We start from the raw sequence: 26,357 nt of genomic DNA on the forward strand, positions 1-26,357 counted from the left end.
CCGACACGGCGGCCGGCTCCCGCTCGACGGTGGTCTCCGTCGTCATCTGGCGTCTCTCCCTTGATCAGCAGATCCGCCGTTATTTGTACAGTCCCGGTGGCGACTCTGGGCCAGTCGAGGCGGACGTCGAGAAGCGGCACCGACGGGCGACATATGCCGCTGATCGAGTGGACGGACTACGGACGCCCGAGCGTGGTCGGCATGTACGAGGGCACCGAGCGGGGTCGTGAGGATACCGAAGCCCTTCGGACACATCGTGGTGAGGATGACCGCGATCCAGCACGCTCGGCGATGGAGAGCAGACGCGTGCACTGGCACTTCCCGGGAACGGTAGTCGGCCGGGCGAGGGGGTAGTGCCGGGTGAAGTGAGACGTCTGCGGCGCTGTCGTTGGCCGGGCGTGGTGTGCGCGCCTTGGTGCGGCTCACACCGTCGATCCCGAGGCTGGGTATCCGCGGCGTCCAGGTTCTTCTGCCTGGGCCTGGACTCGATGGGCTTCCGCGCCTGGTGCGAAGGCACCGCGAACGCACTGGCCGACGGCGTCTCCGGATCGACCGAATGGAGCCGGCCGCCCGTGCCGGCCAGCGGCTTCCCCGCACCATCGCCCACGCCACGCTGAACGGAGCACTGTCATGGCCCACGTCAACCGCATCGTCGTCGGCGCCGATCAGGACCAAAGGTCCGCCGTCCTCTACCGTGACTCGCCCAACCAGCAGGAGGAAGCCGGCATCTTCTGGCGCTCCACGCTGTGGGCGACGACCGAGCTACCGGCGGACAACACCATCCCCGGCGACCGGGGCGCCGACGTCACCGCGCGCGAGCCGACCGGCAACGGGCTCACCTTCCGCGCCCTGGAAATACCCCCGGACATCAAGGACACCGGCGAGCACATCAAGAAGCTGCAGGAGCTGAACCAGAAGGTCAAGCAGAAGTACCCGCCAACCCAAGCGGACCTGGCCCGCCACCCCAGCATGCACCGCACCGACACACTGGACATGTTCACCGTCGCCTACGGCGAGATCTACCTGGTGACCGACACGGACGAGACCCTGCTGCAACCCGGCGACACCGCGGTCGTCCAGGGCGTTAACCACGCATGGGCGAACAAGTCCAACCAGCCCTGCATGATCATCGGCGTCATGGTCCACGCCAACCCCTGGCCCCCGGACAGATACCCCGCCCCTGGCCAGTAGTCAGCAACGCGCCCGCGACGCACGACCTGGTACTGCGCCGATGGCCGACGGTCTGCGCTGGATGTCGACGTGGCGCGGCGTTGGTGGAGGTGCCGCCGCCAGCCGGGCCGACCGGGATCTCCGAGCCCTGCTGCAGCGGCTCGATGGTGAACGCGGCACGCTGGTACGCGACGGCGGTGTCGTCGCCGTTCCTCGACGCGATCGTCGACCGGTTGGTCGCGGCCGCCGAGGCGGATCCGAACCTCGACGAACACGGCGACATCCTGGCCCTGATGCTCCAGGCGCGGTTCGACGACGGCTCGGCCATCCCCCGCGCGCCGTCGCCGACCAGCTACTGACCCTGCTCGCCGCCGGGCACGAGACGACTGCGACCACCCTCGCGTGGGCGATCGAGCGCCTGCGCCGGCATCCGCCGGTCCTGGCCCGCGTGGTCGCGGAGGCCGAGCTCAGGACGGGGGTTGACGCGTCGTCACCTCCAGTCGTGCAGCCTGGTGGCGAGCTTGGCCCGGGCGCGGGGCCTTTCGTCCGCCGGAGGCTCGGCTCACTATCCGAGTGCGAATTCGGGCCGGGATGGTGCGTCTGCCAACGGCAGGCCGATGATCTCGCGGGCTTCTGCCGGCGTGGCGGGCTCGAACCCCATGTCGGTGACCAGGCGCACGAGGCGCTCAACGAGCTGCACGTTGGTGGCCAGCTCGCCTTGGCGGTAGTAGAGGTTGTCCTCGAGGCCGGTACGCACGTGCCCTCCCAGCAGCAATGCGTTCATCGCCGACGGAAGCTGAGCCGGGCCGATGCCGCTTACGCAGAAGATCGCACCGGTGGGCAGAAGATCGACCATCTGCTGCAGGATCCGGGGAGAGTAGGGCATCGCGTTCTGGAAGCCACGGTGCGCGCCGAGGACGATGTTCACGAACGGTTGGCGGTCCAGACCGGCGTCGATCAACGTGGACACGTCCTGTATGAGGTGGGTGTGGCTGAAGACCTCCCACTCGGGCTTGATGCCGCGCTCCCACATACCCTCCGCCAGGGCGCGGCAACGTGACGGGTTGGTGTTCATGAGGATCTCGGAGCCGTCGAACATGGCATTGATGGTCGTCGCGTCAAGAGTGCACATCTCGGCGCCGGCGTCCATGCCCTTGATGCGCTCCTCCCAGAGGATCTCGAGGTAGCCGTTGTCGGACCGCGCGACGAGATCGCCGTTCACGCCGCCGCCCGTCGAGTTGTTGATGATGACGTCGCAGCGGGACCGGATCCGTTCGTTGATGTCACGGTACTTGTCCGGGTCACAGGTTGCCTGGTCGTCCGAACGGCGGGCATGCACGGCCACAACGCTGGCGCCGGCGTTGTAGCAGTCGTACACGTCGCGGGCGATCTCCGCCGGCTGAGTCGGCAGGTTGGGGTTCTGTTTCTTGCTCGCCATCCCACCAGTCGGCGCGATGGTCACGATGACCTTCTTCGTGCTCATGCTGGTTTCCTCACCTGCTGGGGTACGAGTGCACCTGTCTGACCCTCACCGGACAGGAAGAGGTCAAGGTCATGCGGCGGGGTTTCGTCGCGTCGGTGTACGTCGACCGCGAGCAGGTGCCCGGTGAGGGGGCACAGCCAGCCGGTCGTGGTGAGCTGTTCGTGCAGGGTCGCACCGGCGCGGGCGGGCAGCTGGATCGGGAAGGATCGAGCGCCTTCACGCCAGCGGGTCGACCCGACGCTCAGCAGTGAGCCGTCGATGGTCTCGACCCGCCAACCGCCGTCGATCCCACAGATCGCGGCCAGTCGGTCGGTGAGCCGCAACCAGCGTTCACCGTCGGCAAGGCCCGCGGGCGGCGTCGAGGGATCCGGCTCGCGGGTGGTGTCCGAAACCGCCTCGACCGGGCAGCCCAGCCGCGCGGCCCGGATCGCTCGGCGAGTCCGGCGGGTCTGCTCTTCGTGCCAGCCTTCCGGTACGCCGGTTGCGCCTCCGACCAGCACCACACCGTAGGTGTCCAACGCCGCGGCTGGGCTGACCACGCCCCGCCGTACGTCCGCCACGACGTGCTCGGGTTGGCGGTCGATCGGGTCGCCGACACCCCCGCCGCCCTGCCAGGTCACCGCGAACACGTCGGTGTCGCGTAGCACACGTGCGCCTGGCTTGGGTCCGAGGTTCTCCATCGCTGCGGCGTCGACCGCCGGGCCGGTGAAGCGAGTCGAGTGCGCGGCGAGACCGACCACGGCGTGCTCGAGTCCCGCCGGCCCGTCGAGCAGGCCGCGGGCGAATGACTGCCGCACGGTGCTCCCGGGTAGCCCGCCGGAGAGTCCGGTGGCGTTGGGTACCTCCGCGCCGTGCGTCATGATCAGTGCTTCGGTCGAACTGACCGTTACGGTCAGCGCCACCTCGACGGAGACACCGCCCCGTCGCCGCCCGGCGCCACCGGTGTCCGCGGCTAGTCGCCGGTACAGGTATCGCAGTGGCGTCTTCTGCTCGTTGACCTCGACATCGGCAATGGACGGGCATGGTGTGTTGATCGGACCGGCGGCGTCCTGCCCGTCGTGGCTGACGAACGCGCCGAAGCCGCCGGCGAGGGGGTCCATCAGGTGCAGTCCGAAGCGCTCGCCGTACTGGTTGTGTCCGCTCAGGTTGAAGGTGGCCATCGTGCCGCTGCTGACCGCCTGGGCACGGTGCGCGAAATGCGGCGTGGCGGCCAGCAGCCGGTTCAGGGCCGCGGCGACGACGTTGCTGACGACCCAGACCGTCTCGACCGTCGCGCTGCCAACGGGCGCTGGCGCTACCGCCGTGCAGATCAGGCCGTCGGGTGCCACAACCGTGACCGGTTTGAGCAGGCCGTCGTTCCAGGCGATGCCGAAGCCCAGGGTGGGTATCAGCGCTCCGGCGACGCCGCCGATCAGGCCGGCTCGCGAGCAGTTGACGAAGCCGGGTGCCTGGGGAGATGACCTGGAGAAGTCAAGGGTGAGGTGGTCGCCCCGCTTGGTGGCGACAACATCGACGACGTACAGCCGGTTGCTGTGCCCGTCATGCTCGAGAAAGTCCCGGGTGTGCACGACGCCGTCGGGCATCTGGCGCAGTCGTTCCCGTATGGCTCGCTCCGCGTCGTCGACCATGCCGGCCATGGCACGCTGAACCGTGCCGACGCCGTAGCGGTGACAGAGTTCGACCAGCCGCTCAGCCGCCACGTTGAGGGTGGCGATAAAGGCACGGATGTCGAGGCCCACCTGGGCGGGCAGCCGAGTCGCGGCCAAGATCATGGCGAGCACGTCGTCGCGCAACTCGCCGCCGTCGACGAGCTTGACAGCAGGTATGCGCAACCCCTCCTGCCAGACTTCGCGCGCCTTGGGAGACCAGGAGGCGAAGTCCATGCCACCCATGTCGGTTTCGTGTGCCATGACCCCGGCCCACGCGACGAGTTGGCCGTCGACGAACAGCGGTGCGCACATCTGCAGGTCGTTCTGGTGGAGTGCGCCCACGAACGGGTCGTTGCCGATGATGCGGTCGCCGTCACGCAGTCGGGTGCCGTTGGCGAGCAGGTGCCGGATGAGGGCGCCGACGGGCGGCGCCTCGAACGTGACCTGGTGGCCCATCGTCGCGAACGAACCGGTAGGCAGGTACAGGCCGGTGAAGAAGTCGCTCGCCTCGGTGACGGTCGGGCTGCCGCTCACCGCTTGGAGGGCGAGCCGCATATGGTCCGTGATGGCCACGAGCCGACTGCGGACGATCTGGTCGAGCACCGGGTCATCGTCCGGGCGGGCGGGCATGTTGTTCATTGCGTTCTCATCCTTACGTGAATGACTCCGGTGCCGTCGGTGGTCGCCGTCGCATCGGGCGGTACCACCACGACGCAGCCGGGTAGCTGGAGCAGGCTCGGTCCGGTGATGGTCTGATCGGCGGCCGGCCGTTCGGCCGCGTAGACCGCGGTGTCCGCGGGCATGTCGGCGTTGTCGAAGACGACTGGGCGCGTACCGCTGAACTCGAAGACGTCGCCAGCCCCGGATGAGGTCGGCAGGGCGGCCGGTGCGGTCACGACGGCGCGCACTGAGAGGATCTCGAAGCCGGCTTCACGGAAGCCGGCGCCCTTGCCGAACAGCCTCTCGTAGTCGGCTTCGAACCTGACCAGCAGCCGGGACAGGGCTTCGGCATCCGGCACTTCGTCGATGTCGACATCGAGATGATGGGCCTGGCCGTGGTAGCGGACGGCGGCCGTATAGCGCGTGTGGGACTCACCGGCATCGTCCGGCAATACCGAGGTTGCCTGCATGTGCGCATCGGTCAGACCGGCGCGCAGCGCGGCCGCGTGGGCGTCGCCCGGCTCGACGCCGGCGGTCAGACGCAGATAACAGGTACGCGACGCGGTCGTGCGCAGTTCGCTCGTACCGGCCCCGAAAGCCGACTGTGCGGTGGCGGTCGGCGGCACGACGAAGCCGTCCAGTCCCAACTCACGACACAGGGCCCACGCGTGCGACGGGCCACTGCCGCCGCCGGCTACCAGGACGAACTCGCGCGGATCATGGCCCCGTTCGATCGTGACCGCACGCAGCAGATCCGCCATCGCGGCATCGAAGACCTGGCGGATCGCGAGGGCGGCCTGCATCGGGTTCAGCCCGAGGGGCGATGCGATGCGTTCTCGGATCGCATCGCGGGCCGCATCGATGTCCAGCCGGATCCCCCCGCTGTCGAATCGCGCGGCGTCCAGGACGCCCAGGAGCAGATCAGCGTCGGTGGTCGTGGGCTCGGTCCCGCCCTTGCCGTAGCACACCGGACCCGGAGCGGCGCCCGCGCTGCGCGGGCCGACGGTGAGCAAGCCGTCGGCAACCACAGCCACCGAACCCCCGCCCGCGCCGATGCTGGCCACGTCCACGCTGGGCACCAGCATGTCCGCTCCGCCGAACGTGACGTCGTCGCGCAGCAGCGGCGCGCTGTCAACCACGACGCCGACATCGAAACTGGTGCCGCCGACGTCCAGGGTCAGCACATTGGAGCGGCCCAGCGCGGCGCCGAGCGCCTGACCAGCGACCACGCACGACGCCGGCCCGCTGAGCAGACCCTGCACCGGCTGCTGCGTCAGCGCGTCGGCCGGCACGACACCACCGGCGTTGGTGGTCATCATGATCGGTGCACGCATGCCCAACGCCTGCAGTTCCCGCTGCAGACGCAGCAGGTACCGGCCGGCGATCGGACCCAGCGCCGCGTTGGCCGCCGTCGTGGACGCGCGGGCGTACTCGCCCACGGCGGGCGCCACGACGTGCGAGAGGCTGACGAACACATCCGGCATCAGTTCCGTCACCAGGTCGTGAACCGCGTTCTCGTGCGCGGGGTTCTCGGTTGCCCACAACAGGCAGACCGCGACTGCGTCGACCTCAGCATCCGCGATAGTCCGTAGCGCGGCGCGTACCGACTCCTTGCGCAACGGGACGAGGACCTGCCCTTGCGGGCCCACCCGCTCCTCGACCTCCATGACCAGTTCCCGGGGTACGAGCGGTGGGGTCCGGCCGCGCAGGAAGTAGTCACCGCGCTCGAGACCGCGCAGATCGGCCGTGCCGCGGCGCAGCCGGCCGATCTCCAGCACGTCGCCGAAGCCCAGCGTGGTGATGAGGCCGACGCGCGCCGATGCTCCGGTCAGCAACGCGTTCAGGCCGACCGTGGTGCCGTGCCCGAACCGTGTCACCTGGCGGCACAGGTCGACGGGTGTCATCTTCACACGTTCGGCCAGCAGGTGCACGGTGTTGACGACGCCCGTCACGACGTCGGCTGTGGTCGGCGACTTGCAGACGTACGACAGTCCGTCCGGTGAGCGCGCCCAAAGGTCGGTGAAGGTTCCCCCGACATCGGTACCGATGATCCACCCCTGCTCAGCAGCCCGCGCCGGCTGCTCGCCGCCGGTACGCGCGAAGGTTGTCACGGTTAATGCCCTCCTTGGTCCAGGTGTGTCGTCAGGGCGTCGAGCACCCACAGGCCGTCGTGGGTGAGTCGAAGGGGATTGATCTCTATGTCCGACACGTCGGGATGCTCGGTGAGGACGTCGCCGAGCAACGCCAACGTCTCCGCGAGTTCGCAGACCCTGAGCACGGGGCCGCCGCGGTGGCCGTTGAGCAGCGCGCGACCGGCCAGGTCCTCGATCATGGTGGCGGCCTCCACGACGGAGAGCGGTGCCAGACGGACGGCGACATCGCCCAGCACCTCCGCCGCGGTGCCGCCGAGACCGACCAGGACGATCGGCCCCACCGCTGGGTCGCGACGGGCGCCGACAACGAGGTCGACCCCGGCTGGGCTCATGGCTTCGACGAGCACCTCCCTGGCGCCGATGGCTGCCAGTGCGTCCCAGGCGGCGACGATGTCCGCATCGGTATGCAGGTTCAGGCAGACACCGCCCGCATCGGTCTTGTGCGCGATGATCGGCCGCAGGATCTTCGCCGCGACCGGCGTGGCCAGTGCAGCGAGCGCTTGCCTGGCCTCATCGCGGGAAGCGCAGCGGTGTCCTGGCGGCACGTTCAAGCCCAGCCCGGCAAGAGCGATCTTGATCTGCTGCTCGTCCCAGCCGCGGGACGAAGCGAACCCGATCGTCGACGGGCGGCTGGCGTCGCGGTCGGGGACACGACGCAACCGGTCGCGCGCCTTCGCGTCGTCGGCCAGCGCGGCCAGCGCCGTGGCCAGGGCTGTTGGCCCCGACACGCAGACGATTCCCGCGTCGAGCAGGCGGCGCGCCGTATGGGAGACGTCGTCACCGGCGCCGCCGATGCCGACGATCGTGGGCGCTGACTCCGGGCGGGTCCGGGCGGCCAGCGCCGCGGGCAGGTCGACGGCGCCGGGCTCGATGAGGGCGTACACCCCGACAAGGTCCACGCCCGGGTCCTCGGCGGTGATGTCGAGGACGTCCGCGAAGCCCGGACCGGGGCGCCCCGTGTCGACCGGGTTGGCCTGATAGGTGAGTGGGGGAAGCACGGTGGCGAGGCGCTCGCGGCTGGCGGCGGCGAGTTCGGGGACGTGGACGCCGCGCCCACGTAGCTGGTCAAGGGTGATCAGGCCAGGGCCGGCCTGCGCCGTGACGAGGGCGATGCCAGGACGCGGGGAAGGGCGAAGCCTCGTGTGGGACAGCGCCACAACGGCGTCGATCAGTGCCCGCTCGTCGTCGACGAGCACCGCACCGGCCTGGCGGAGTGCGGCCCGGGCGGTACGCCACGATGTGGCTAGTGCACCGGTGTGCGACCGAGCGAACGCACCGATGTCGTGGCGGCCGACGACCGAGGCAACGACCGGCCGGTCGGCGACGAGACGCTCCACCGTCGGCAGCAACGCGGCGGCGTCGGTGATCGACTCGACGTGCAGTGCGACCGCCGCCGTCTCCTCGTGCCGAGTGAGGTAATCCAGCACGTCGGCGGTGCCGACATCGACCGCGTTGCCCAGACCCACCCCCAAGCTGATGCCGTGGCCATGAGCGGCCAGCATGAAGGCGATCGTGTGGTGCACGCCGCCGCTCGCTGCCACGACCGCGATCCGTCCCGGGAGCACATGGCTCATTGCGGGTACGAAGCTGGCCACGAGGTGACGGCCGGGGACAACGAAGCCGGACGTGTTCGGTCCGAGGAGCCGAACGCCTGCTTCGGCTGCCGCGCGGCGCAGCTCGTCCTGGAGCGCGAGGCCCGATGGTCCGCTCTCCGCGAATCCCCCCGCACAGACCAGCACGGCGCGGACCCCGGCGGCCCCCGCCTCGCGGACCGCATCGGGGCACGCCGGCGCGGGCAGGCAGATCGCCGCGAAGTCGATCGGTCCGCCCACGTCGATGGCCTGACGCAGGTCGCCGTGGATGCCGGCCCGAGGGTCGGGAGCGCGGCTGTTGATCAGCGCCACGCCGCCGGCGGCGGCCGCCAGGGAGCGGCCCATCACGGCGCCGAGCTTTCCCGGCTGCCGGGAGGCGCCCAGCACGGCGCAGCGCCGCGGGGCAAAGAGCGCGTCGAGTCCGGGCCGCTCGATCGCGATGGTCTCAGTCACGAAGGTCTCCGCCTCCTGACCGCGCCCACCACGGCAGATCCTCGCTCGTGATGGCGACGAAGTCTGCGCGTCCGGACAGGACGGCCGTCTCGGCGACCTCGGGCTCCCCCGCATTCACCACGATCGCGGTGGTCGCTCCGTATGCGAGGCGCAGTTCCTCGCTGAGCAGCGCGCGGGTGAAACGGGTTCCGCCGTCGACGACGACGAGGGCGGCCTGAGCGGCGGCGGAGGCCGCCTGGGCCGCCGCATCGGCGATCTCGGTGGTGCGGTCAGGGGCGGTGGTGCGAAGCGCCCAGGGTGCGCTCGATGACCTGGACGCGGGCGCAGCCGTGTGCAGCGGCAGCCGCAGGGTCTGTCCAGATTCGCACGGCGCCAGCACACCGCCCGGGTCGGTCGGCAGGACGCGGCCGGCAACGCTTTCGTGAGCCAGCCGACCCGGGCTGTGCAGCGGCGGCGCGCCATGCTCGCCGACCCATCGCGCCCGAACCGCTTCGACGAAGCGTCGATCGCGGCGTTCCAGGCGGTCCACCGGGAGGGTGCGGGAGAAGAAGTGGAAGGCGAACTGCCACGGATCGAACGCCTGGTACGACCGTCCGAAGTGCTCCCACCAGGCCAGGCTGGGCGCGGCCGACTGCTGAATCTTCTCCACCGACGGCCGGGCGCGCTCTTCGTAGCGGCCCAGTCCCTCGTCGAGGTCGTCAACGGTGGTCAGACAGTCGGCCAGCACGATGGCGTCCTCCATGGCCATCTTGGTGCCGGAGCCCACCGAGAAATGAGCCGTGTGGGCGGCATCGCCCAGGAGCACCACGTTGCCATGCCGCCAGGTGGCCGCGCGGCGGGTGCGGAAGTTCGCCCACCGCGAGTTGTTGACCAGCAAGGACGTCCCGCCGATGTGCTCGGCGAAGAGCTTCTCCAGATACCTTCTGGACTTGGTGTCGCTAGGGCCGGGAGGCTGCGTGACGTCGAACTCGTCGAGGCCGGCCGATCGCCATGACGCCTCGTCGGTCTCCACGATGAAGGTCCCGGTGCGCGCGTCGATCGGGTAGCCGTGCACGGCGAAGACGCCGTCCGGGCTCTGCTCGTGCAGGAATGTCAGCCCTGGGAAGGCATGCGTGGTGCCGAGCCAGATGAACTTCGCGGTGGCCTGCTCGCAGCTGGGTCGGAAGTGCTCGGCGAGTTGGGTACGCAGCCTGGAGTTGGCGCCGTCGGCGGCGACGACGACGTCGAAGTCGGCGGTGTCTGCCAGCCCCGCCTCGGTACGGAAGCGGACATTGACGCCGGCCTCGGTGGCGCGTCGTTGCATGAGCGCCAGCAGCGTCTTTCTGCCCACGGCCGCCATGCCGTTGCCGCCGGCCGTCCAGCGTTCTCCCTTCATTCGGACCTCGATGGTGTCCCAACGTGCGCCGTGGTCGACCAGGGCCTGCTGCAGGACCGGGTCAGCGTCATTGATCGAAGCCAGGGTCGCGTCCGAGAAGACGACGCCGAAGCCGAACGTGTCCTCGGCGCGGTTGCGTTCCCACACCACGACCTCGATGTCGGGACGCGCCCGCCTCAGCAGGATCGCGAGGAACAGCCCCCCGGGACCGCCGCCGGCGATAGCGACTTTCATGCCTTGCCTTTCTCGCGTCGTTCATGGTCAGGGGCGCCAGGCCCTTGGCCAGCCGGCGCAATGTGTGACAACATTGATATGTGCGTCAGAGGTTTGTCACAAATACTCGAGGTCGCGGCCCACGACCGATCCGACCCCTCCTACGGCGGCGGTGATGGCCGATGCGGTACGCAACACGCGATCTGTCGTTTTCGACCTGTTCGGTGACTTCATCCGCTACGAGGGCGGGGCGATCGGCCTGTCGCAGCTGTGCCAGCTGCTTGCGCCGTTCGGAGTGCAACCCGACGCGGCTCGGGCAACGATGACGCGGCTGCGCACGGAGGGCTGGTTCGGCTCCGAGCGCAGCGGCCGCACGGTCATGTACTCGCTCACGCCAAAGGGGCTGTCCATGTTGGACGAGGGTCGCGAGCGAATCTTCAACCGTGACGACGCTGCATGGGACGGCACCTGGCACCTGGTGACCTACCAGGTGCCCGAGGACCGACGGGGCGTTCGGGACGTGCTTCGCAATCGCCTGGCCTTCCTGGGGTACGGTGCCCTGGCCCCCGCGACCTGGGTGTCGCCGCGCGATCACGCCGGCCGCGTCACGGCACTGGCGAACGAGCTGACGGCAGACGAGCCGGGCCTGCACCTGACCCAGCTGACGGCGCGCACCGGGAGCCGGGAAAGCGATCGTGAGATGGCACATCGTTGCTGGCAACTGGCGGAACTGAACGGCCAGTACCGCGACTGGCTCGCCGACTGGCGGCCCACCTTCCGGCGTGTGCACTCGGGCGCCAGCCGCGGATCGGACGCCCTCGCCACCCGGGTCAACCTGGTGCGAAGCTATCGGCGGTTCCCGTTCGCCGACCCGGGGCTTCCCGCCGAACTGCTGCCGCACCCCTGGCACGGAGACACGGCATGGTCCGAATTCATCGCCGCCTACCGAGCGCTCGGCGCCGAGTCCGGTGCCTGGTTTCGCACTGTTCTGGACGAATAGCCAAGCTTCCCGGTCGCCGCAGTCGCTGCGACCCGGAATCCGCGCTGAATGAATGACCCGGAGCGCCAACATGGCCTTCTACACTCCCCATATGGACCTTGACCTGCGTCTGGTCCGCTACTTCGTGGCGGTTGCCGAAGAGCTTCACTTCGGCCGGGCGGCTGCGCGTCTGTACATCGCGCAACCGTCCCTTTCCGCCCAGATCCGCCACCTCGAGGAATTGCTGGGCACCCAGCTGCTGGTTCGCACGACCCGCCGCGTCGAGTTGACCCCGGCCGGCGTCCTTTTCCTCGCCCCGGCGCGGCAACTGCTGGCCGCCGCGAGCGAGGCGCTGCGCGCCGCGACCGCGCCGGCACCGGTCCGCGTCGCGACCATCGTCGACGGCCTCGACACCCTTCCGAAGATCCTGCGAGAGATGCGCCGCCTGCATCCGCACCTGGATGTGGCGCAGGGCATCGCGGGGATGCCACGGCAGCTCGCCGAGGTCCAGGCAGACCGGCTCGATGTCGCGCTCGGCCGGCGTACCCGGCTGCCGGTCGGCCTCGCCGGCGAACTCGTCCGATTCGATCCGGTACGGGTGGTCATGCGCGCGGACTCCTCTCTGGCCGCCCGGGATCCCCTGCCGGTCGCTGCGCTCGGCTCGGCACGTTGGGTGTTCGGCAGCACCGAGCACACCCCCGACTGGGTGGATTTCGTGGTCGGCTTCCTGAGGGAAGCGGGCGTCGACCCCGGACCGGTGCGGTGCGCCCAGGTGCCCCTGTCGGCCATCCTCGAGCAGGTCAGCGAGCTGGATGGCGTGTCCGCCTGGCCGGTGTCCTGCCCTGACCCAGGATTCGGCCTTGTCGTGCGGCGCCTGGTCGAGCCGACGCCGGTGTTCGAGTGGGAACTCGTCTGGCGCCGGGATACCGCGAGCCGCCCCGCGGTCACCGCCATGCGCGCCGCAGCTCGCGCGGCCGCAGATCGGTGCGGATGGCTGGATCCGGGGCTGGCCGTCACCAGGGCAGCGGCGTAGGCGGCTGTGGGATGAGCCCACCGGTCCGCTCGATCGCCTCGAACAGGTGCGCGTGCGACTCGTCCATCAGCCGCAACCGCGCAGCCGGGTCCGCCAGCAGGCGGCCGGCTCGCTTGAGGACGCGGCCGGCGACCATGACGGTGTCGACGTTGCCCGCGTGCGCGTGCATGACGACGGCGGCAACCGGGTCGTTTACGGGCAGCATGTTGGGCGCGTCGCCGCGGATCACGATGATGTCGGCTTCCTTGCCGGCGGTGAGGGTGCCGACTCGGGAATCGAGCCCAAGTGCCCGAGCGCCGTTGATGGTCGCGCCTTCCAGGTGGGACAACGCGGACGGGTTGATCAGGTCCGGACCGTGGTACCGCGCGAGCTCCGGATCGTTGCGCAGCATCCGTTCCGTCTGCAGGGCCAGGCGGACTTGTGGAAACAGGTCGCCGGAGTTGTTGGAAATCACGTCGCAACCGAACGTGCACTCGCCGCCGACGGCCATGAACCGCCCGTGCGCCGGGTGCCCCATGCCCATCTGCATTTCGGTCTCCGGCGTGGTGGAGACCGATCCGCCGGTATCGGCGACGCGCCGCAACTCGTCGTCGGTTGTCTGGTTCATGTGCACCCAGACCAGGTCTGGTCCGAGCAGGCCCGCCTGTTCCAGAAAGGCGACCTCGGACACCGGCTGCGGGAACATCACCGCGTTGGCGTGCAAGGTGATCCGCAGACCGAGGCTCCGGGACGTGGCGACCTCATGCGTAACGCGCTCGATGCCCGCCACCAGCACATCGCTGAGGCTGATGCCCATGGTGACGAGACCGGCGTCAGACGACAGCTCGTTGGTGCGCAACTTGCGGGCGTGTTCGACACGCTGGGCGAGGGTGTTGAAGTAGACGTCCGCTACCGGCACGTCGTTGAGCCCCAGCGCGAACATCGACCGGATGCCGGACTCCCTGGTCCCCTGCAGCGCCGCGTCGGCGTGTTCCGGGGTATTGATGCAATGCGAGAAGTCGAGGACGGTGGTGACACCGGCATCGATGGCCTCGAGCATGCCGAGGTAGTTCCCGACATACATGTCGTAGGGGCGGTAGTGCACGGCCGCCTGGAAGCGGATCGAGCGTATGTAGTCCTTCAGTGACCAGTCGTACGTCACACCACGCAGCTGCGTCTGCCAGACATGGCGATGCGTGTCCACCATTCCGGGCATGACGATGCAGCGTGTCGCGTCGACGATGTCGGCGTCCGCGGACGGGATGTGGTCGGAGACCTCGACAATGCGAGTTCCTTCCACCAGTACATCGGCGCGGCGCGGCCGGTCACCGGGTTCCATCGTCAGCACGAGACCGTTGCGAATGAGGATGCGATCGGGCATGACAACCCTCCTTGTCGCTGCCTGTTTCGGCATGCACAGTCAAACCCCGCGCAGGTTCCTCGGTCCAAGACCTGTTCGAGCGCGTTTATGAGGCGCTACCTATCACTGGACACCGAGGCCGGGAGTGTTGAGGCAACTGTGTTCCTCCTGATCTGCGTCATCGTCGCCGTCTCCAGGTCCCGATCACCTGGTTCGGAGGCGGGGGGGGGGGGGGGCCGCCGCGCCAACCCCGCCGCCGGGTGGGGGGGGGGGGGGCCCGGGCCCCCCCCCCCCCCCCCCGCCTCGCTTCGTTCGTGCGCTGCGGACCCTGTACCGCGCCAAACCTCGCCGCACACGCTGTGAGCTGTTGGCGGACCTGTTCATGCACTAGGTGGTTCGCGGGGTGCTCAGCACAGCCGGTCGACGTCCCAACGGTCCTTGAGGACTAGGTATAGCCCCGATCGAGCCGTCCTCCTCGACACCGCCAGTTTCTGCACGATCCGGATGAACCCGTCCGGTACCGGCAAGGCACCCGCTCGGCGAAACTGCTCGTGCGTGATCCAGGCCTCGGGCCTGCGGCCCCTCCGTGAGTTCCTGAATCGGGTACAGCGCCGACCAGGAACCTCGCCGAGTGTGTTGATTAGCTCCGCGCGGGCGCCGACTCGATACGGACCCGGTTGCCGTACAGCTCATTCGTCATGTCCGGTGGCAGGTTCATTCGGTATTGCTCCCAGCACGCGGTGAGCTGATCGAGCTGGGCCGGTGACGGGTCCGCGACGCCGAACGTGTATGAGATCTTGCGCCTGTCGGCGACCTCGGCGTCGACGCCGCCGCGGGGCCGGTCCGCCACCGCCTGCCGCACTTGGCCGAGTGGCTGGCCCGGGCCAACAGCCGCCCCCGGCGGGCCCTGGACGGAGCCGCGCCGGCCGACCGGATCGGCGCGGACCGCTCGGCGATGGCGCGGCGATCCGGGTGTCCAACACGGCGATCAGGTCGTTGAGATGCCTGATCTGGTCCTGGTTGGTCTGGTCCTGGTCCGGCCCGGTCCGGTCCCTGCGACACGGTCACCATCGACGGCGCCGCCCCCTCCGGCAGCGGCCGCGACCACACGATGTCCAGCGACCCGGCCATCTTCGCCAAGATGAGCCTGCCGCCACGGAACCGGAACGCGCTCGTGGTGTACTCCGCCGACCGCCGAGACTTCTTCTTCGACTTGAAGCTCGGGTAGCGGGCCCGGCCGGCGAAGAAGTTCGCGAACCCCGCTTGCAGGTGCCGCAGGGCTTGCTGCAACGGCACGGAGGAGACGTCGTTGAGGAACGCGAGTTCCTCGGTCTGCTTCCACGCGGTCAGCATCGCCGAGGTGGCGTTGTAGCCGACCCGCTCCCGCCGCAACGTCCACGCCTCGGTACGGGCGGCCAATGCCAGGTTGTAGACCTTCCGGACACACCCGAACGTCCGCGCCAGCTCAGCGGCCTGCGCGCCGGTCGGGTAGCAGCGGTACTTGAACGCCCGCTTCACCGTCCTGGACACGCCTCACATCTTGGCCGCTCTATTTGTGAACCTTGCGGTGACACGCCGGTGGACGCCGATCCGCCATGGCGGCGAATCAGCCGTTCCTGTCCTGCTCCGCAGGGGTTCCGTTTCCTCCCCCGCCTGAAGGCGGGGGTTTCCACGGAAGGAATCCGATGACGAGGCGTCGACCATCGCCGTCTTCATGACACCGAGGGAGACGGCAACCACGGCGACCAGTCCCCCTCTGGGTCGGTGGTTTGCCCCACCTCGATCAGATAACCATCGGGATCGCGGATGTAGCAACGCATCTCGTACTGGTGCTGCTTCGGCGGCGTCAGGAATTGAGCACCCCGGGCGCTCCATTCGGCGTACACGGCCTGAATGTCCGCGACCCGAATATTGAGGAAGCTGCTGACCCGGTCGGGGTCGCGTGGCGTCTCCAGGGTGACCGCGGGCTTGTCGTCGGTCGGGCCTCCACCAACATTGATGACGATCCAGCTGTTGGCTAGCGCGACATAGGTCGGCGCTCCGGAGAAGACCACCCTGCCGCCGAGTACTTCGGTGTAGAAGCGCCGAGAGCGCTCGACATCGTCCGAGACGATGAAATGGGCCAGCACCATTGGCCCTGCGGGCGGTGTGAGCTCGGCCATCTAGCACCTCCACTGGTTGGGACTCAGACCCCGCTTACGACGGGGTCTGCAGGCGATGTTGCGGTGATCGGGGCGAGGGGACTGTCCTTGGCGTTTCCTGCGTAATCGGCGGATGTCATAGCGATCCCTCCGTGGCCGGCCCGCGGGCGGCCGTGATCTGGCCGCGGAGCGCCTTCAGCGCGGCGACGTAGATCTCTGAGAAGGTGGGGAAGGGCTGGATGACGTCCCGCAGCACTGGCAGCGGCACACGGGCGCGGATGGCCAGGGTGCCCTGCTGCAGCCACTCTCCGGCCTCGGGTCCGAGCGCGTAGGCGCCCGTCAGCCGGTCGCCGTCGGACAGCAAGGTCAGGAAGCCGTTGGAGGTGGCGTAGGCGTGGGTGTAGGTGGCCGTCTTGGCCACCTCGGACACCGGGACGGTGGCGCTGAAAGCGGCCTCGGTGGCGCCGACTGCGGCCGCTTGCGGGTCGGTGTAGACGACGTCCGGTATGGCCTCGTAGTGGGCCTCGCGGGGCTCGCCCAGGATGTTCGCGGCGACGACCTCGCCTTGGTATTTGCCGACATGGGTGAGCAGCCGTATGCCGGTGACATCCCCGATGGCCCACAGCCGCTCGCCGGCGCGCAATTGCGCGTCGACTCCGATGCCGTGCGGGCCGGCGGTGACGCCGACCGAGTCCAGGCCGGCGGGCATCCGCGGACGCCTGCCCGTGGCCAGGAGCAGGTGGTCGCCACGCAGTTCGCGACCGTCATCGAGGGTCAGGACGTAGTCCGCGCCGTCGCGCCGCGCGGCGGTCGCGCGCATGCCCAGGAATAGCTCGGCGCCGTCGGCCCGCAGGACCTCGCCGAGCGCCTGACCCAGCGGCTCGGGCTCGCGGGTCAGCACATGCCCGGCGCCCTCGACCAGGGCCACCTCGCTGCCCAGGCGGCGGGCGGCCTGGGCCATCTCGGCGCCGACCGGCCCGCCGCCGAGGATGAGCAGGCGACGCGGGACAGCCTTCATACCGGTCACCTCGCGGTTGGTCCAGATGCCGTGCAGCTCGCGCAGGCCCGGGACGGGCGGTATGACCGGGTCCGAGCCGGTGGCCACCACCACGTGCCGGGCGGTGTGGGGCACGCCATCGACCTCGACCACACCCGGCCCGGCCAGCCGGCCGGTGCCACGGATCAGGTCGATGCCCTTGCCCGCCAGAAATTGCTGCTGCCCGGCGTCGGAGTAGTCCGAGACCATGACGTCGCGGTAGGCCAGCGCCTCCTGCACGTCGACGCGCGCCGTGGCCGCCGCCTCGCGAGCGCCGTGCACCGCCTCGCCGGGCCGCAGCAGCGTCTTGGACGGGATACACGCCCAGTACGAACACTCGCCCCCGACCAGATCCCGCTCGACCAGGGCCACGCGCAGACCGCCGTCGGCCAGCTCGCCGGCGCAGTGCTCGCCCGGCGAGCCCCCGCCCAGGACGATCACGTCGTGGTCGCTCATCGCTCGGGTAGCTCCTCTCCGGCCTGCTCCCGGACCATGTACTCGGCGTACCAGTCCGGCCAGTCCGGGTCCAGCTGGCCGATCCGGCCCTCAAGCTGGTCATCTACTTCCCCGCGCCCGACCGACTACACACTGCGGTGGCGGCTTGCGCGAGAGCGGACCCGCAGCAGGCGGCCGCCGATAGCCCGGCGGTGTAACGAGCACGCGCAGAAGGCACACCTTCGCGCCAGGGCGATGCCGCGCCGGGCGTTGCCCTCCGCGCAGACGTTCCCGCGCGGTGTAGCGCTCGTTCAACGGTAGGACGTCAGCCTTCCAAACTGACCATGCGGGTTCGATTCCCGTCGCCGGCTCTCTTGTGCTTCCGCAGGTGAGCGTCCACACAGTCCGGTCTCCCCCAGGCTTCACATGTCAGGGCAGGCCGCCCGGACCAGCCCGGTGGCCGATCGGCTATCCGCCTTCCGCGACCCGGATGATCATCTTGCCGGGCACCCTGCGGTCGGGCGCGAACGCGGACGGCACCTCTGCGAGCGGCCGCACGGCCCCGATGATCGGCTTCAGCCGCCCGGACCGCACCCCCTCGGCGAGATCCGCCAGCCGGAACCGGTCCGGCTCGACGACAAAGAAGATCGAACGGCCGTCAGCAGGCCGCACCTTCGGCGGGCCGACGATCGTGACCAGCGTTCCGCCAGCGCGCACCAGCGGGGCCGAGCGTTCGAGGACCTCGCCCCCGATTGCATCGAACACCACGTCGACCTCGCCGACCTCCTCCAGCCGGTCGGCCTGCAGGTCCACGAACGCGTCCGCACCCAGCCCAAGTGCAGCCTCCCGGTCCGCGGCACGACCGGTGCCGATCACGTGGGCGCCCAGTTCATGGGCCAGTTGCACCGCGATTGAGCCGACGCCGCCCACGGCGCCGTGGATCAGGACGGTCTGGCCGGTCTTTAGCTCTGCATGGTCGAACAGGCCCTGCCAGGCGGTCAGCCCCGAGATGGGCACGGCGGCGGCCACGGTGAAGTCAATGTCCGCCGGGAGGGGGGCGAGGTTGCGCGCTTCCACTGCGGTGTACTCAGCCAGCGATCCGTCGCGGGTCCAGTCAGCCATTCCGAACACCCGCTGGCCCACGGTCAAGCCGGTGGTGCCGAAACCCAACTCGGTGACAACACCCGACAGCTCGTGTCCGGGTACGCTCGGGGTTCGGTCACGGCCGGCACGGTCGGTCCACGTGCCCGGCCAGTCCAGTTCCCCCGGGGTGAACCCAGCCGCGTGGACGCGCACAATCACGTCGTTTTCGGACGCGTGGGGGTACGGGATGTCGGACAGCGTGAGCCCGGCGGCGCCGGCGGCACGGTCTCCTACGGTGATGGCTTGCACATAGGTTCCCCTCTGGGACGGGTTCACGTTCTGGCGCGACCCCAGGCACGTAGCTGGTCAGTCCGCGAGCCGACGCCTTCCGATGCCCTGTCCGCCCCCGGCGGCACTCCGAACACAGGACTGGCCTGTCGCCGCCGGGACGTGACCGAGCTGAAGGGTGCCTGCCCCCGCAGGGCCTCACCCTCGGGTCGTGCGTGCCGGGCTGGTTCCTTCCCCGCCGTTAGCGCAGTGATCGAAACCCGTCGGTGCTGCAGCCACGCCTCAGCAACCACCCGACGCCAGGCCGCGTCCCGTACCGGCGCATGCCCCACCCTCTTCCCCCTGGCCCGTGAGCCAAAACCACCGCGACGACAACTCCGGGGATCAAGCGCCGTGACCACCGGACCGTGTCTGCTACGTGCCACCCGGCCGACCGCCGCGGCAGGCGGCCGGTGTGGTCGCGGGCGGCCAGCAGCAGTGCGGCGATCACCTCCGGCGTGCGCCGCACGGTGAGGTGCACGCTGCGACGCCAGTGCCGAAACCGGCCGCGAGCAACAACATCGCCGCGGTGGTGCGGGTCGCGCTCGACGACCAGCGGACCGCATGCTCCAGGTCGGGATGATGCGGCGGTGGCTGCCGAGCAGCAGCCACCACGGGCCGGGCCGGTCCGCGGCCAGGAGCACCTCGGCGCCAAGATCCAGGCTGACCATCGGGAGTAGGACCGGACGAGCCCGCATCTCAGCTCGGGGGGCATGCGGGTGGTGGTGAACTATCGGTCCAGCGACGCGGACGCGGACGCGGCGGTCGAGGCGATCCGCGCCGCCGGCGGCGAGGCCATAGCGTCGCGGGCCGATGTGCGCGACCCCCGCGAGGTAGACGAGTTGGTCAAGGCGGTGTCCGCGCAGTGGGGTGCGATCGAGGTGCTGGTCAACACTGTCAGAATCCCGTTTCCCATCAAGTCCTTCCAGGACATGACCTGGGAGGAATTCGGCGGCAAGCTCCACGACGAGAGGCTGGCCGCCTTCACGCTCACCAAGGCCGTCGCACCGGCAATGATCGACCAGGGCTACGGCCGGATCGTTCACATCGCGACCGGCCTGGCTCGGCAGCCGCGGGCGGAGACGATCGCGCTCGGCTCGTCCAAGGCAGCGCTGGTGCAAGTTCACCCGCTACGTGGCCCAGGAGCTGGGCCCCTTCGGCATCACCGTCAAATGTGGCCTCCCCGGGCGTGGTAGAAACCGAAGTCGCCGGGAAGGTGTCCCCGCAGGTCAGGGCCCGATTGGTCGCGGCGACCCCGCTGGGGCGGATCGCCGGCCGGAGGACGTGGCTCAGGTCGTCGCCTTCTACACAAGCAAGGGCGACGAGAGCGGCTTCTTGACATCCTCCCCTCCCTAAAAGGGAGGGGATTCCCTGAGTCACCCCAGGGGTTTCCTGCTTCACCGCCGACCGCCCCGTCCGGGAGGACTCCCGTTGAGGTCTTACACCAGCTCCACAGGCCGACACCGCCAGCCCGGCGGCCAAAATGTTGCGTGCCGCGTTCACATCCCGGTCGTGAACGGTGCCGCACCGGCACGTCCACGACCGCACGTTCAGCGGCAGTTGCTCGGCCAGCGCGCCGCAGGCCGAGCAGAGTTTGGAGGACGGGTACCAGCGGTCGACCGCGATCACCTCACGGCCGTACCAGGTGGCCTTGTACTCCAGCATGGTGCGGAACTGCCGCCACGCCGCGTCCGAGATGGCACGGGCCAGGGTGTGGTTGCGGACCATGTTGCGGACGGTCAGGTCCTCGATCACGATCGTTTGATTTTCACGAACGAGCCGAGTGCTCAGCTTGTGCAGATGGTCACGGCGCCGGTCGGCGATCCGGGCATGGACGCGGGCGACCTTGACCCGGGCCTTCGCCCGGTTGTTGGAGTCCTTCTCCTTGCGGGCCAGGTTCCGCTGCGCGCGGACCAGCCGTACCCGGTCGGCGCGCTCGTGCCGCAGGTTGGGGATCTTCTCCCCGGTGGAGAGGGTGAGCAGACTGTCCAGCCCGGCATCGACCCCGACCGCAGCAGCCGCTGCCGGGGCGTCGGGGATCACGTCGTCGCAGAGCAGGGACACGAACCAGCGCCCGGCCGCGTCCTGCGACACGGTCACCGTCGACGGCGACGCACCCTCCGGCAGGGGCCGGGACCACACGATGTCCAGCGGCCCGGCCATCTTCGCCAGGGTGAGCCTGCCGTCGCGGTAGCGGAACACGCTGGTGGTGTATTCCGCCGACTTCCGGGACTTCTTCTTCGACTTGAACCTGGGGTAGCAGGCCCGGCCGGCGAAGAAGTTCGTGAACCCGGCTTGCAGGTGCCGCAGGGCTTGCTGCAACGGCACGGAGGAGACGTCGTTGAGGAACGCGAGTTCCTCGGTCTGCTTCCACGCGGTCAGCATCGCCGAGGTGGCGTTGTAGCCGACCCGCTCCTGCCGCAGCGTCCACGCCTCGGTACGGGCGGCCAATGCCAGGTTGTAGACCTTCCGGACACACCCGAACGTCCGGGCCAGCTCAGCGGCCTGCACGTCGGTCGGGTAGCAGCGGTACTTGAACGCCCGCTTCACCGTCCTGGACATGCCACACATCTTGGCCGTTCTATTTGTGAACCTTGCGGTGACACGCCGGTGGACGCCGATCCGCCCTGGCGGCGAATCGGCTATCTCTGCCCTGCTCCGCAGGGGTTCCGTTTCCTCCCGGCCTGAAGGCCGGGGTATCCACGGAAGGGATCTGATGACGGCCAGGCCGACCTCAAGATCGGCGACGCCGCTATCAACACGGTCGCAGCCGAGCTGGGCGTCACCGCCGGATTCCGTGCGGCCGAGGTGTACCGAACCGACCTCGTGGTCGCGGACGGCGGCGCACCAGTGTCATGACTCGGCCCGGCTCGGGCCGGCTGGCCCATCAACTGGTGATCGGCGTTCCCCTGCTCGGTGAGCAGGGGTTCGTTCGCGTTCGGGGCATGATCGCGGATGTGTCGGGCAGACAGCGGGCGGTTGTTGTCGACTCTGGAAGGTGAGGGTGCGATGCCGTCGGTGATCGGTCTGCTCGAGCAGCGTGAGGCGCGGGCACAGGAGGAACTGGAGTCGTGGCTGGAGGTGCTGCGGCAGGCCCAGGAGGAGGTCACCATCGCCACCCGGGCCGAGCGTGCCCGGGTGGCCCGCCAGAAGCTTGTGCAGGCCTTCACCGAGGAAGGCGCCGACCGCCGCGAGGCAAGGTCTGTGTCGGCCGATGTCGAGGCCGATGTCTCGGCGGGGCCGGTAACCGCCGGCACCGGTGGTACAGACTTCGGCTACGACAAGCGTCCGCCACGATGGCAACCGGGGTTGGGTGCGGAGACGCTGTGCGGGCTGTACCGCGAGGTGTATCGCGTTGTCGCGGCGACGGCGTGCCGGTGGCCTATACCGACCGGTCCACCACTCGCCGGGCCACCTGGGCCATCAGCGCGTCGTGGCCGATCGTGCCGAAGCGGTGATGTACCGGCGGATCGACGACCTCCCCCAGACCGGCCATCGGCTCAGCGCGCTGAGCGCCCCGCCCGAGCTACTCAGCGTCATCACGCGCGGCGCCCAGAATCGGCTGCTCACCTCAGAACCGCCGCTCGCACTCGACCGGAGCGCGCCGACCTGCTGCGCGAGACCGTCGACCTGCTGCGCGGGACCGTCGACGTGGTGCTGCGCGGGGCGCTGGTCCCCCACGGCGGGACGTCCGGGCCGGGTGACCGGTCCTCTGCGCCGGGCACGTCCAAAACTCCCCGGAGGCCGGCATGACGAACGTTCAGCAGGGCGGCAGGGTCGCCCTCATCACGGGCGCGAGCAGGGGGATCGGCGCGGCTGTGGCCCGGTTGCTGGCATCGCGGGGCATGCGGGTCGTCGTCAACTACCGCAGCAGCCGCGACGAGGCGGACGATGTGGTCGCGTCGATCGGGTCCGCCGGCGGCCGGGCGATGGCCGTGCAGGCCGACGTGCGCGACGGGTCCGCCGTGCTCGGCATGGTCGAGCAGGTCCGGGCCGCCATGGGCGAGGTGGAGGTCCTGGTCCACAGCGCCCTGATCCCGTACGCCATCAAGTCGTTCGAGGAGATCTCGGTCGACGAACTGGGCAGCAAGGTGGAACAGGAGATGCGAGCGGCCTTCCTGGTGACGAAGGCCGTTGTCCCCGGTATGACCACGCGCGGATACGGACGAATCGTCTACCTCGGTGCCGTGTTGAGCCGGCGGCCGGATGAGGGCATGATCGCGCTCGGTACCGCGAAGGCGGCCCTGAGCTCGTTCGCCCGCTTCGTCGCGCAGGAGCTGGGGCCTCGCGGGATCACCGTCAACGTCGTGGCCCCGGGGCCGGTGGGTGGTCTCCTCCATGCCACCCTCGATCAGGAACAGCAGCAGCGCATGGCGGCCCAGACGGTACTGGGCCGCATCGCCTCCCCCGACGACGTGGCCCGGGCCGTCGCCTACTACGCGGGTGACGACAGCGGATTCATCACGGGCACGACCGCGCCGGTCAACGGCGGACTGGTCATGGACTGACGCACCCCGGAACGGAGTCCTCCCAGTGCACATCATCGACCTGACCTTCGTCGAGCGGGGAATCCACGAGGAACTGGTCGCTTACGTCGCTGACCAGCAGAACTACTACGAGCAGGAGGGCGTCCACGTCGCCCTGCGCGACGGACGTGCCTGGGACCGCGAACGGCTCCGGCGGACTGCCACGATCGGGCTAGGCCGGGCGGTGCTGTTGCGCCTGACCGACGGCATCCCGTGGACGGTTCTGTGCGTCAACACCGACCGGCCGCTGTTCTGGCTGCTCGCCCGCGACGCCTATACGTCGGCCGGGCAGCTGAAGGGCCGCAGGATCGGCATCCACCCGCCGCAGACCGCGCCCGGGTGGTTCTGCCGTATCGTGCTCAGGACGCTCGGGCTCGATCCAGACCGTGACGTCCAGCCGGTCGTCATGGCACCGGGCGACTACAGCGGCCACCTCCGCCGGCTCGCCGAGGGCTCCCTGGACGCGGCGTTCGTCGGCAGCACCCTGGCGCCCGAGGTCACGGCCCAGGAGAACGGCCTGCGGCTGTTGGCCTTCGTCGGGGACCACTTCAGGATCCCCACGGTAGGCGTCGCCGTGGACCCCACCCACCTAGCGCCAGACGATCCGGCGGTGCTGGCCCTCGTGCGGGCCAACCGCCGGGCCCTGCGCACGATCCGCGACGAGCCGGATCTCGCCGTCCGGTACGTCAACGCCCTCATCCCGAGCCTCAGCGAGACGCAGGCCCGCCAGCATTACGAACGCTACATCGCACCGTACTTCACCATCGACGGCCGCCACGATCCGTCCGTCGCGGCCCAAGCGGTGTCGAGCATGGCGAAGGAACTGGGCATGTCCACGGTCCCCGACGCAGCCGACATCTACCGCACGGAACCAGCCGAGGGCCCCGCGGCATAGCCGCGTACGCCGCGCGGGGCCGGCGCACGCGCGTCCGGGTCCCGCGGCGCCGATCGCACCATCCCCCCGTGGGAAGGCCGGCGGACTCTCGATCGACACGCCCCGCCGCGAGGCTTTCTACTGGGGCGCGATCCTGACCACGTTCGCGCTCGACACCGCCGCCGGTGACTGGCTACCGAGGCGCTCAACCTGGGCTTCCGCAACGGCGCGCTGATCTTCGGTGGCCTGATCCTGGCTACCTTCTTCGCCTACCACCTCGGCGCCGGACAGGTGCTGACCTTCTGGATCGCGTACGTGCTCACCCGGCCGCTCGGCGCCTCGCTCGGCGACCTGTCGGCGGCCAGTGGCCGGAGCGGCACGGTCGGCCACGACCCGGAATCGGCTGGCCGTATCGCTCCGGCGCAGGACCGAACAGACCGAATCGATCTCCCGCCCCGGTGACGGCAGGCCGGATCGGTGGACCACCTGCAGCGGCCTGTGCGCCAATACAAGCGCCGCGCACTGGGCGCGGCGGACAAGGGAGAAGCGAGATGACGAAACGCTTGCGGGCCATGGTGCTGGCGGGGGCGCTGGCGCTCGCGACCGCCGGTGGGCTGGCCGCGACGAGCGCGCCGGCCGTGGCGGCACCGGCCGGGTGTGTCGACTCGACGTGGATACCGCAGCAGTCGTACTTCGTGCTGCAGAGCCGCGTCAACGGCATGGTGCTCCACCTGCAGCGCACACCGCGGAACCGGGTCGACGTCTGGGTGAACCGGGTCTACGCCGGTTCGGCTGGCATCCCGGGCACGGTCGTGACGAACCAGATCACGACCCTGTGGGTACTCAAGACTATCAATGGCAGCGTCGTGCAGCGCGCCATCGTGCGGGTTTGCGGGACGAGCTGGAACCGGATCGTGTTCTCCTGACCGATTCGGTCGGGGCCGCCGTCGAACGACCGCGGCGGCCCCGACCTCCACCGTGGACGTCCGCGCGGAGCGCGTCGAGGCGTTCCGTCGGTCCGCACGGCCTCGGCAGACCCCGCGGGCGGCCGCCGGGTTACCCGCCTCCCCGGTCCAGTACGCGAGGTTCACCGAGGAACGACGCTCGTCCGCTGTGGTCGGCGATCCGGCAGCACAGAGACGTTGGTCAAGAGGCTGTCGCGGGCGGGTACTCCGGGTCCCGTACTCCGATCGGCATGCTATCGGCGGGTGGCGACGGTGGTGTACACCTCGTAGTGACCATCTGCGGGGGAGGCAGCATGCGGTCGTTGCGGGGCTTGCGCTGGTTCGTCGGCATCTGCACCACGTTCATGACGGCCGCGTTCGGGGTGGCCCTGTGGCAAACGTGGGAGGACGCCCACGGCGGCGAGGCCGTCGCGAACGTCCAGCAGGTCGACCAGTTCCCGCCCGGCCCGACCAGCGGGCTGGTTACGATCACCGACGACGCCTATCCGACCGGGCTCCCGCCGTGGCGGTACACCTCGGTCTTCGTCCTGCCCGACGGCACCCGCTGCGAGACCACCGCCATGCTGTTCCCGGCCGACCGCCGGGTCGTGGTTGGCGACGCCACCGCCGTGCACTACTCGCGCTGGCACCCCTGCTCGAACTTCCAGCGGGCCGACCGGCCGCGCGCCGATGTGACCAGCACGCTCGTCTGGGGCGCCAACACGCTGTTCATCGGCCTGGTCGTCTTCGCCACGCTGACCTGGTACGCCCGCACCCGCTCCACCAGCCTGGAGACCGCCCGGGAGACCGGCCCCGACGACCACGGGCCGGCCGAGCCCGCGCGGCACCTCCCGGGCTGGCGCCCCTGACGGCGGCCCCGCCGGCCGATCGG

General features: G+C 69.7%; 20 protein-coding genes and 2 pseudogenes. 11 read left to right on the plus strand and 11 right to left on the minus strand.

Features of this window, described 5'->3' with window-relative positions; genetic code table 11:
* Positions 1-630: 630 nt before the first annotated feature.
* From ACGFI8_RS41035 to ACGFI8_RS41045, 3 genes and pseudogenes are all read left to right on the plus strand, one after another.
* Positions 631-1,191 carry a cupin domain-containing protein gene (locus ACGFI8_RS41035; protein ID WP_392813019.1) on the plus strand — a complete coding sequence of 187 codons (561 nt, stop codon included), beginning with the start codon at positions 631-633 and terminating at the stop codon, positions 1,189-1,191.
* A gap of 143 nt (positions 1,192-1,334) precedes the next feature.
* On the plus strand, positions 1,335-1,529 hold the full coding sequence (locus ACGFI8_RS41040; RefSeq protein WP_392813021.1) for a hypothetical protein: 195 nt from the start codon (positions 1,335-1,337) through the stop codon (positions 1,527-1,529).
* Between the two features lie 2 nt (positions 1,530-1,531).
* Positions 1,532-1,576, plus strand: a pseudogene (locus tag ACGFI8_RS41045) (hypothetical protein); the annotation flags it as partial.
* 159 nt (positions 1,577-1,735) lie between these two features.
* Here the strand turns inward: ACGFI8_RS41045 and ACGFI8_RS41050 are convergent.
* From ACGFI8_RS41050 to ACGFI8_RS41070, 5 genes are read right to left on the minus strand one after another with little or no spacing between them, the layout of a single operon-like run.
* Positions 1,736-2,653, minus strand: coding sequence for a 3-keto-5-aminohexanoate cleavage protein (locus ACGFI8_RS41050; RefSeq protein ID WP_392813023.1), 918 nt, complete (start codon positions 2,651-2,653; stop codon positions 1,736-1,738).
* A complete protein-coding gene (locus ACGFI8_RS41055) occupies positions 2,650-4,941 on the minus strand; it encodes a hydantoinase B/oxoprolinase family protein (protein ID WP_392813024.1) in 2,292 nt (763 codons plus the stop codon). Before ACGFI8_RS41055 ends, ACGFI8_RS41050 begins: the two co-directional genes overlap by 4 nt.
* Positions 4,938-7,073: a hydantoinase/oxoprolinase family protein gene (locus tag ACGFI8_RS41060; protein ID WP_392813025.1), complete on the minus strand. Its 2,136-nt coding sequence runs from the start codon at positions 7,071-7,073 to the stop codon at positions 4,938-4,940. The genes ACGFI8_RS41055 and ACGFI8_RS41060 overlap by 4 nt, the downstream gene beginning before the upstream one ends.
* Before the next feature lie 2 nt (positions 7,074-7,075).
* The gene (locus ACGFI8_RS41065) at positions 7,076-9,160 is read right to left on the minus strand and encodes an acetate--CoA ligase family protein (protein WP_392813026.1); all 2,085 of its coding nucleotides are present in this window, start codon (positions 9,158-9,160) and stop codon (positions 7,076-7,078) included.
* Complete coding sequence (locus tag ACGFI8_RS41070; RefSeq protein WP_392813028.1) at positions 9,153-10,769, minus strand: FAD-dependent monooxygenase; 1,617 nt, start codon at positions 10,767-10,769, stop codon at positions 9,153-9,155. The genes ACGFI8_RS41065 and ACGFI8_RS41070 overlap by 8 nt, the downstream gene beginning before the upstream one ends.
* Positions 10,770-10,923: 154 nt before the next feature.
* Between ACGFI8_RS41070 and ACGFI8_RS41075 the strand changes: the two genes are divergently transcribed.
* Together ACGFI8_RS41075 and ACGFI8_RS41080 are read left to right on the plus strand one after the other, a co-directional pair.
* Positions 10,924-11,748: a PaaX family transcriptional regulator C-terminal domain-containing protein gene (locus ACGFI8_RS41075; RefSeq protein WP_392813030.1), complete on the plus strand. Its 825-nt coding sequence runs from the start codon at positions 10,924-10,926 to the stop codon at positions 11,746-11,748.
* Positions 11,749-11,839: 91 nt separating this feature from the next.
* Complete coding sequence (locus tag ACGFI8_RS41080; RefSeq protein ID WP_392813031.1) at positions 11,840-12,760, plus strand: LysR family transcriptional regulator; 921 nt, start codon at positions 11,840-11,842, stop codon at positions 12,758-12,760.
* Here ACGFI8_RS41080 and ACGFI8_RS41085 read toward each other — a convergent pair.
* The 5 genes from ACGFI8_RS41085 to ACGFI8_RS41105 all read right to left on the minus strand — a co-directional run bounded on the left by ACGFI8_RS41085 (position 12,741) and on the right by ACGFI8_RS41105 (position 19,103).
* Positions 12,741-14,120 (minus strand): amidohydrolase family protein, encoded by a 1,380-nt coding sequence (locus ACGFI8_RS41085; RefSeq protein ID WP_392813033.1) that lies wholly within the window; start codon positions 14,118-14,120, stop codon positions 12,741-12,743. The genes ACGFI8_RS41080 and ACGFI8_RS41085 overlap by 20 nt on opposite strands.
* 693 nt (positions 14,121-14,813) lie before the next feature.
* Positions 14,814-15,629, minus strand: a complete 816-nt coding sequence (locus ACGFI8_RS41090; protein ID WP_392813035.1) for a helix-turn-helix domain-containing protein — start codon at positions 15,627-15,629, stop codon at positions 14,814-14,816.
* A gap of 182 nt (positions 15,630-15,811) precedes the next feature.
* Positions 15,812-16,261 (minus strand): VOC family protein, encoded by a 450-nt coding sequence (locus tag ACGFI8_RS41095; RefSeq protein ID WP_392813037.1) that lies wholly within the window; start codon positions 16,259-16,261, stop codon positions 15,812-15,814.
* A gap of 115 nt (positions 16,262-16,376) precedes the next feature.
* Positions 16,377-17,732, minus strand: a complete 1,356-nt coding sequence (locus ACGFI8_RS41100; RefSeq protein ID WP_392813039.1) for a dihydrolipoyl dehydrogenase family protein — start codon at positions 17,730-17,732, stop codon at positions 16,377-16,379.
* A 447-nt stretch (positions 17,733-18,179) separates the two neighbouring features.
* Positions 18,180-19,103 carry an NADP-dependent oxidoreductase gene (locus ACGFI8_RS41105; protein WP_392813040.1) on the minus strand — a complete coding sequence of 308 codons (924 nt, stop codon included), beginning with the start codon at positions 19,101-19,103 and terminating at the stop codon, positions 18,180-18,182.
* Between the two features lie 731 nt (positions 19,104-19,834).
* Between ACGFI8_RS41105 and ACGFI8_RS41110 the strand changes: the two genes are divergently transcribed.
* Entirely contained in the window at positions 19,835-20,317 is a 483-nt protein-coding gene (locus tag ACGFI8_RS41110; protein WP_392813042.1) for an SDR family NAD(P)-dependent oxidoreductase, read from the plus strand.
* A gap of 292 nt (positions 20,318-20,609) precedes the next feature.
* On the opposite strand, the pseudogene ACGFI8_RS41115 reads toward ACGFI8_RS41110, so the two are convergent.
* Positions 20,610-21,692 (minus strand): annotated as a pseudogene (locus tag ACGFI8_RS41115) (RNA-guided endonuclease InsQ/TnpB family protein); the annotation flags it as partial.
* Between the two features lie 1,178 nt (positions 21,693-22,870).
* Here ACGFI8_RS41115 and ACGFI8_RS41120 point away from each other — a divergent pair.
* From ACGFI8_RS41120 to ACGFI8_RS41140, 5 genes are all read left to right on the plus strand, one after another.
* On the plus strand, positions 22,871-23,629 hold the full coding sequence (locus tag ACGFI8_RS41120) for an SDR family oxidoreductase (protein WP_392813044.1): 759 nt from the start codon (positions 22,871-22,873) through the stop codon (positions 23,627-23,629).
* Positions 23,630-23,654: 25 nt separating this feature from the next.
* Positions 23,655-24,542 (plus strand): ABC transporter substrate-binding protein, encoded by an 888-nt coding sequence (locus tag ACGFI8_RS41125; protein ID WP_392813045.1) that lies wholly within the window; start codon positions 23,655-23,657, stop codon positions 24,540-24,542.
* A gap of 294 nt (positions 24,543-24,836) precedes the next feature.
* Positions 24,837-24,983, plus strand: coding sequence for a hypothetical protein (locus ACGFI8_RS41130; RefSeq protein ID WP_392813094.1), 147 nt, complete (start codon positions 24,837-24,839; stop codon positions 24,981-24,983).
* 89 nt (positions 24,984-25,072) lie between these two features.
* Positions 25,073-25,447 (plus strand): hypothetical protein, encoded by a 375-nt coding sequence (locus ACGFI8_RS41135; RefSeq protein ID WP_392813046.1) that lies wholly within the window; start codon positions 25,073-25,075, stop codon positions 25,445-25,447.
* Between the two features lie 332 nt (positions 25,448-25,779).
* The gene (locus ACGFI8_RS41140; protein WP_392813047.1) at positions 25,780-26,334 is read left to right on the plus strand and encodes a hypothetical protein; all 555 of its coding nucleotides are present in this window, start codon (positions 25,780-25,782) and stop codon (positions 26,332-26,334) included.
* Positions 26,335-26,357 lie beyond the last annotated feature (23 nt).

Source organism: Dactylosporangium sp. NPDC048998, from assembly GCF_043197855.1.
GTDB lineage: Bacteria > Actinomycetota > Actinomycetes > Mycobacteriales > Micromonosporaceae > Dactylosporangium.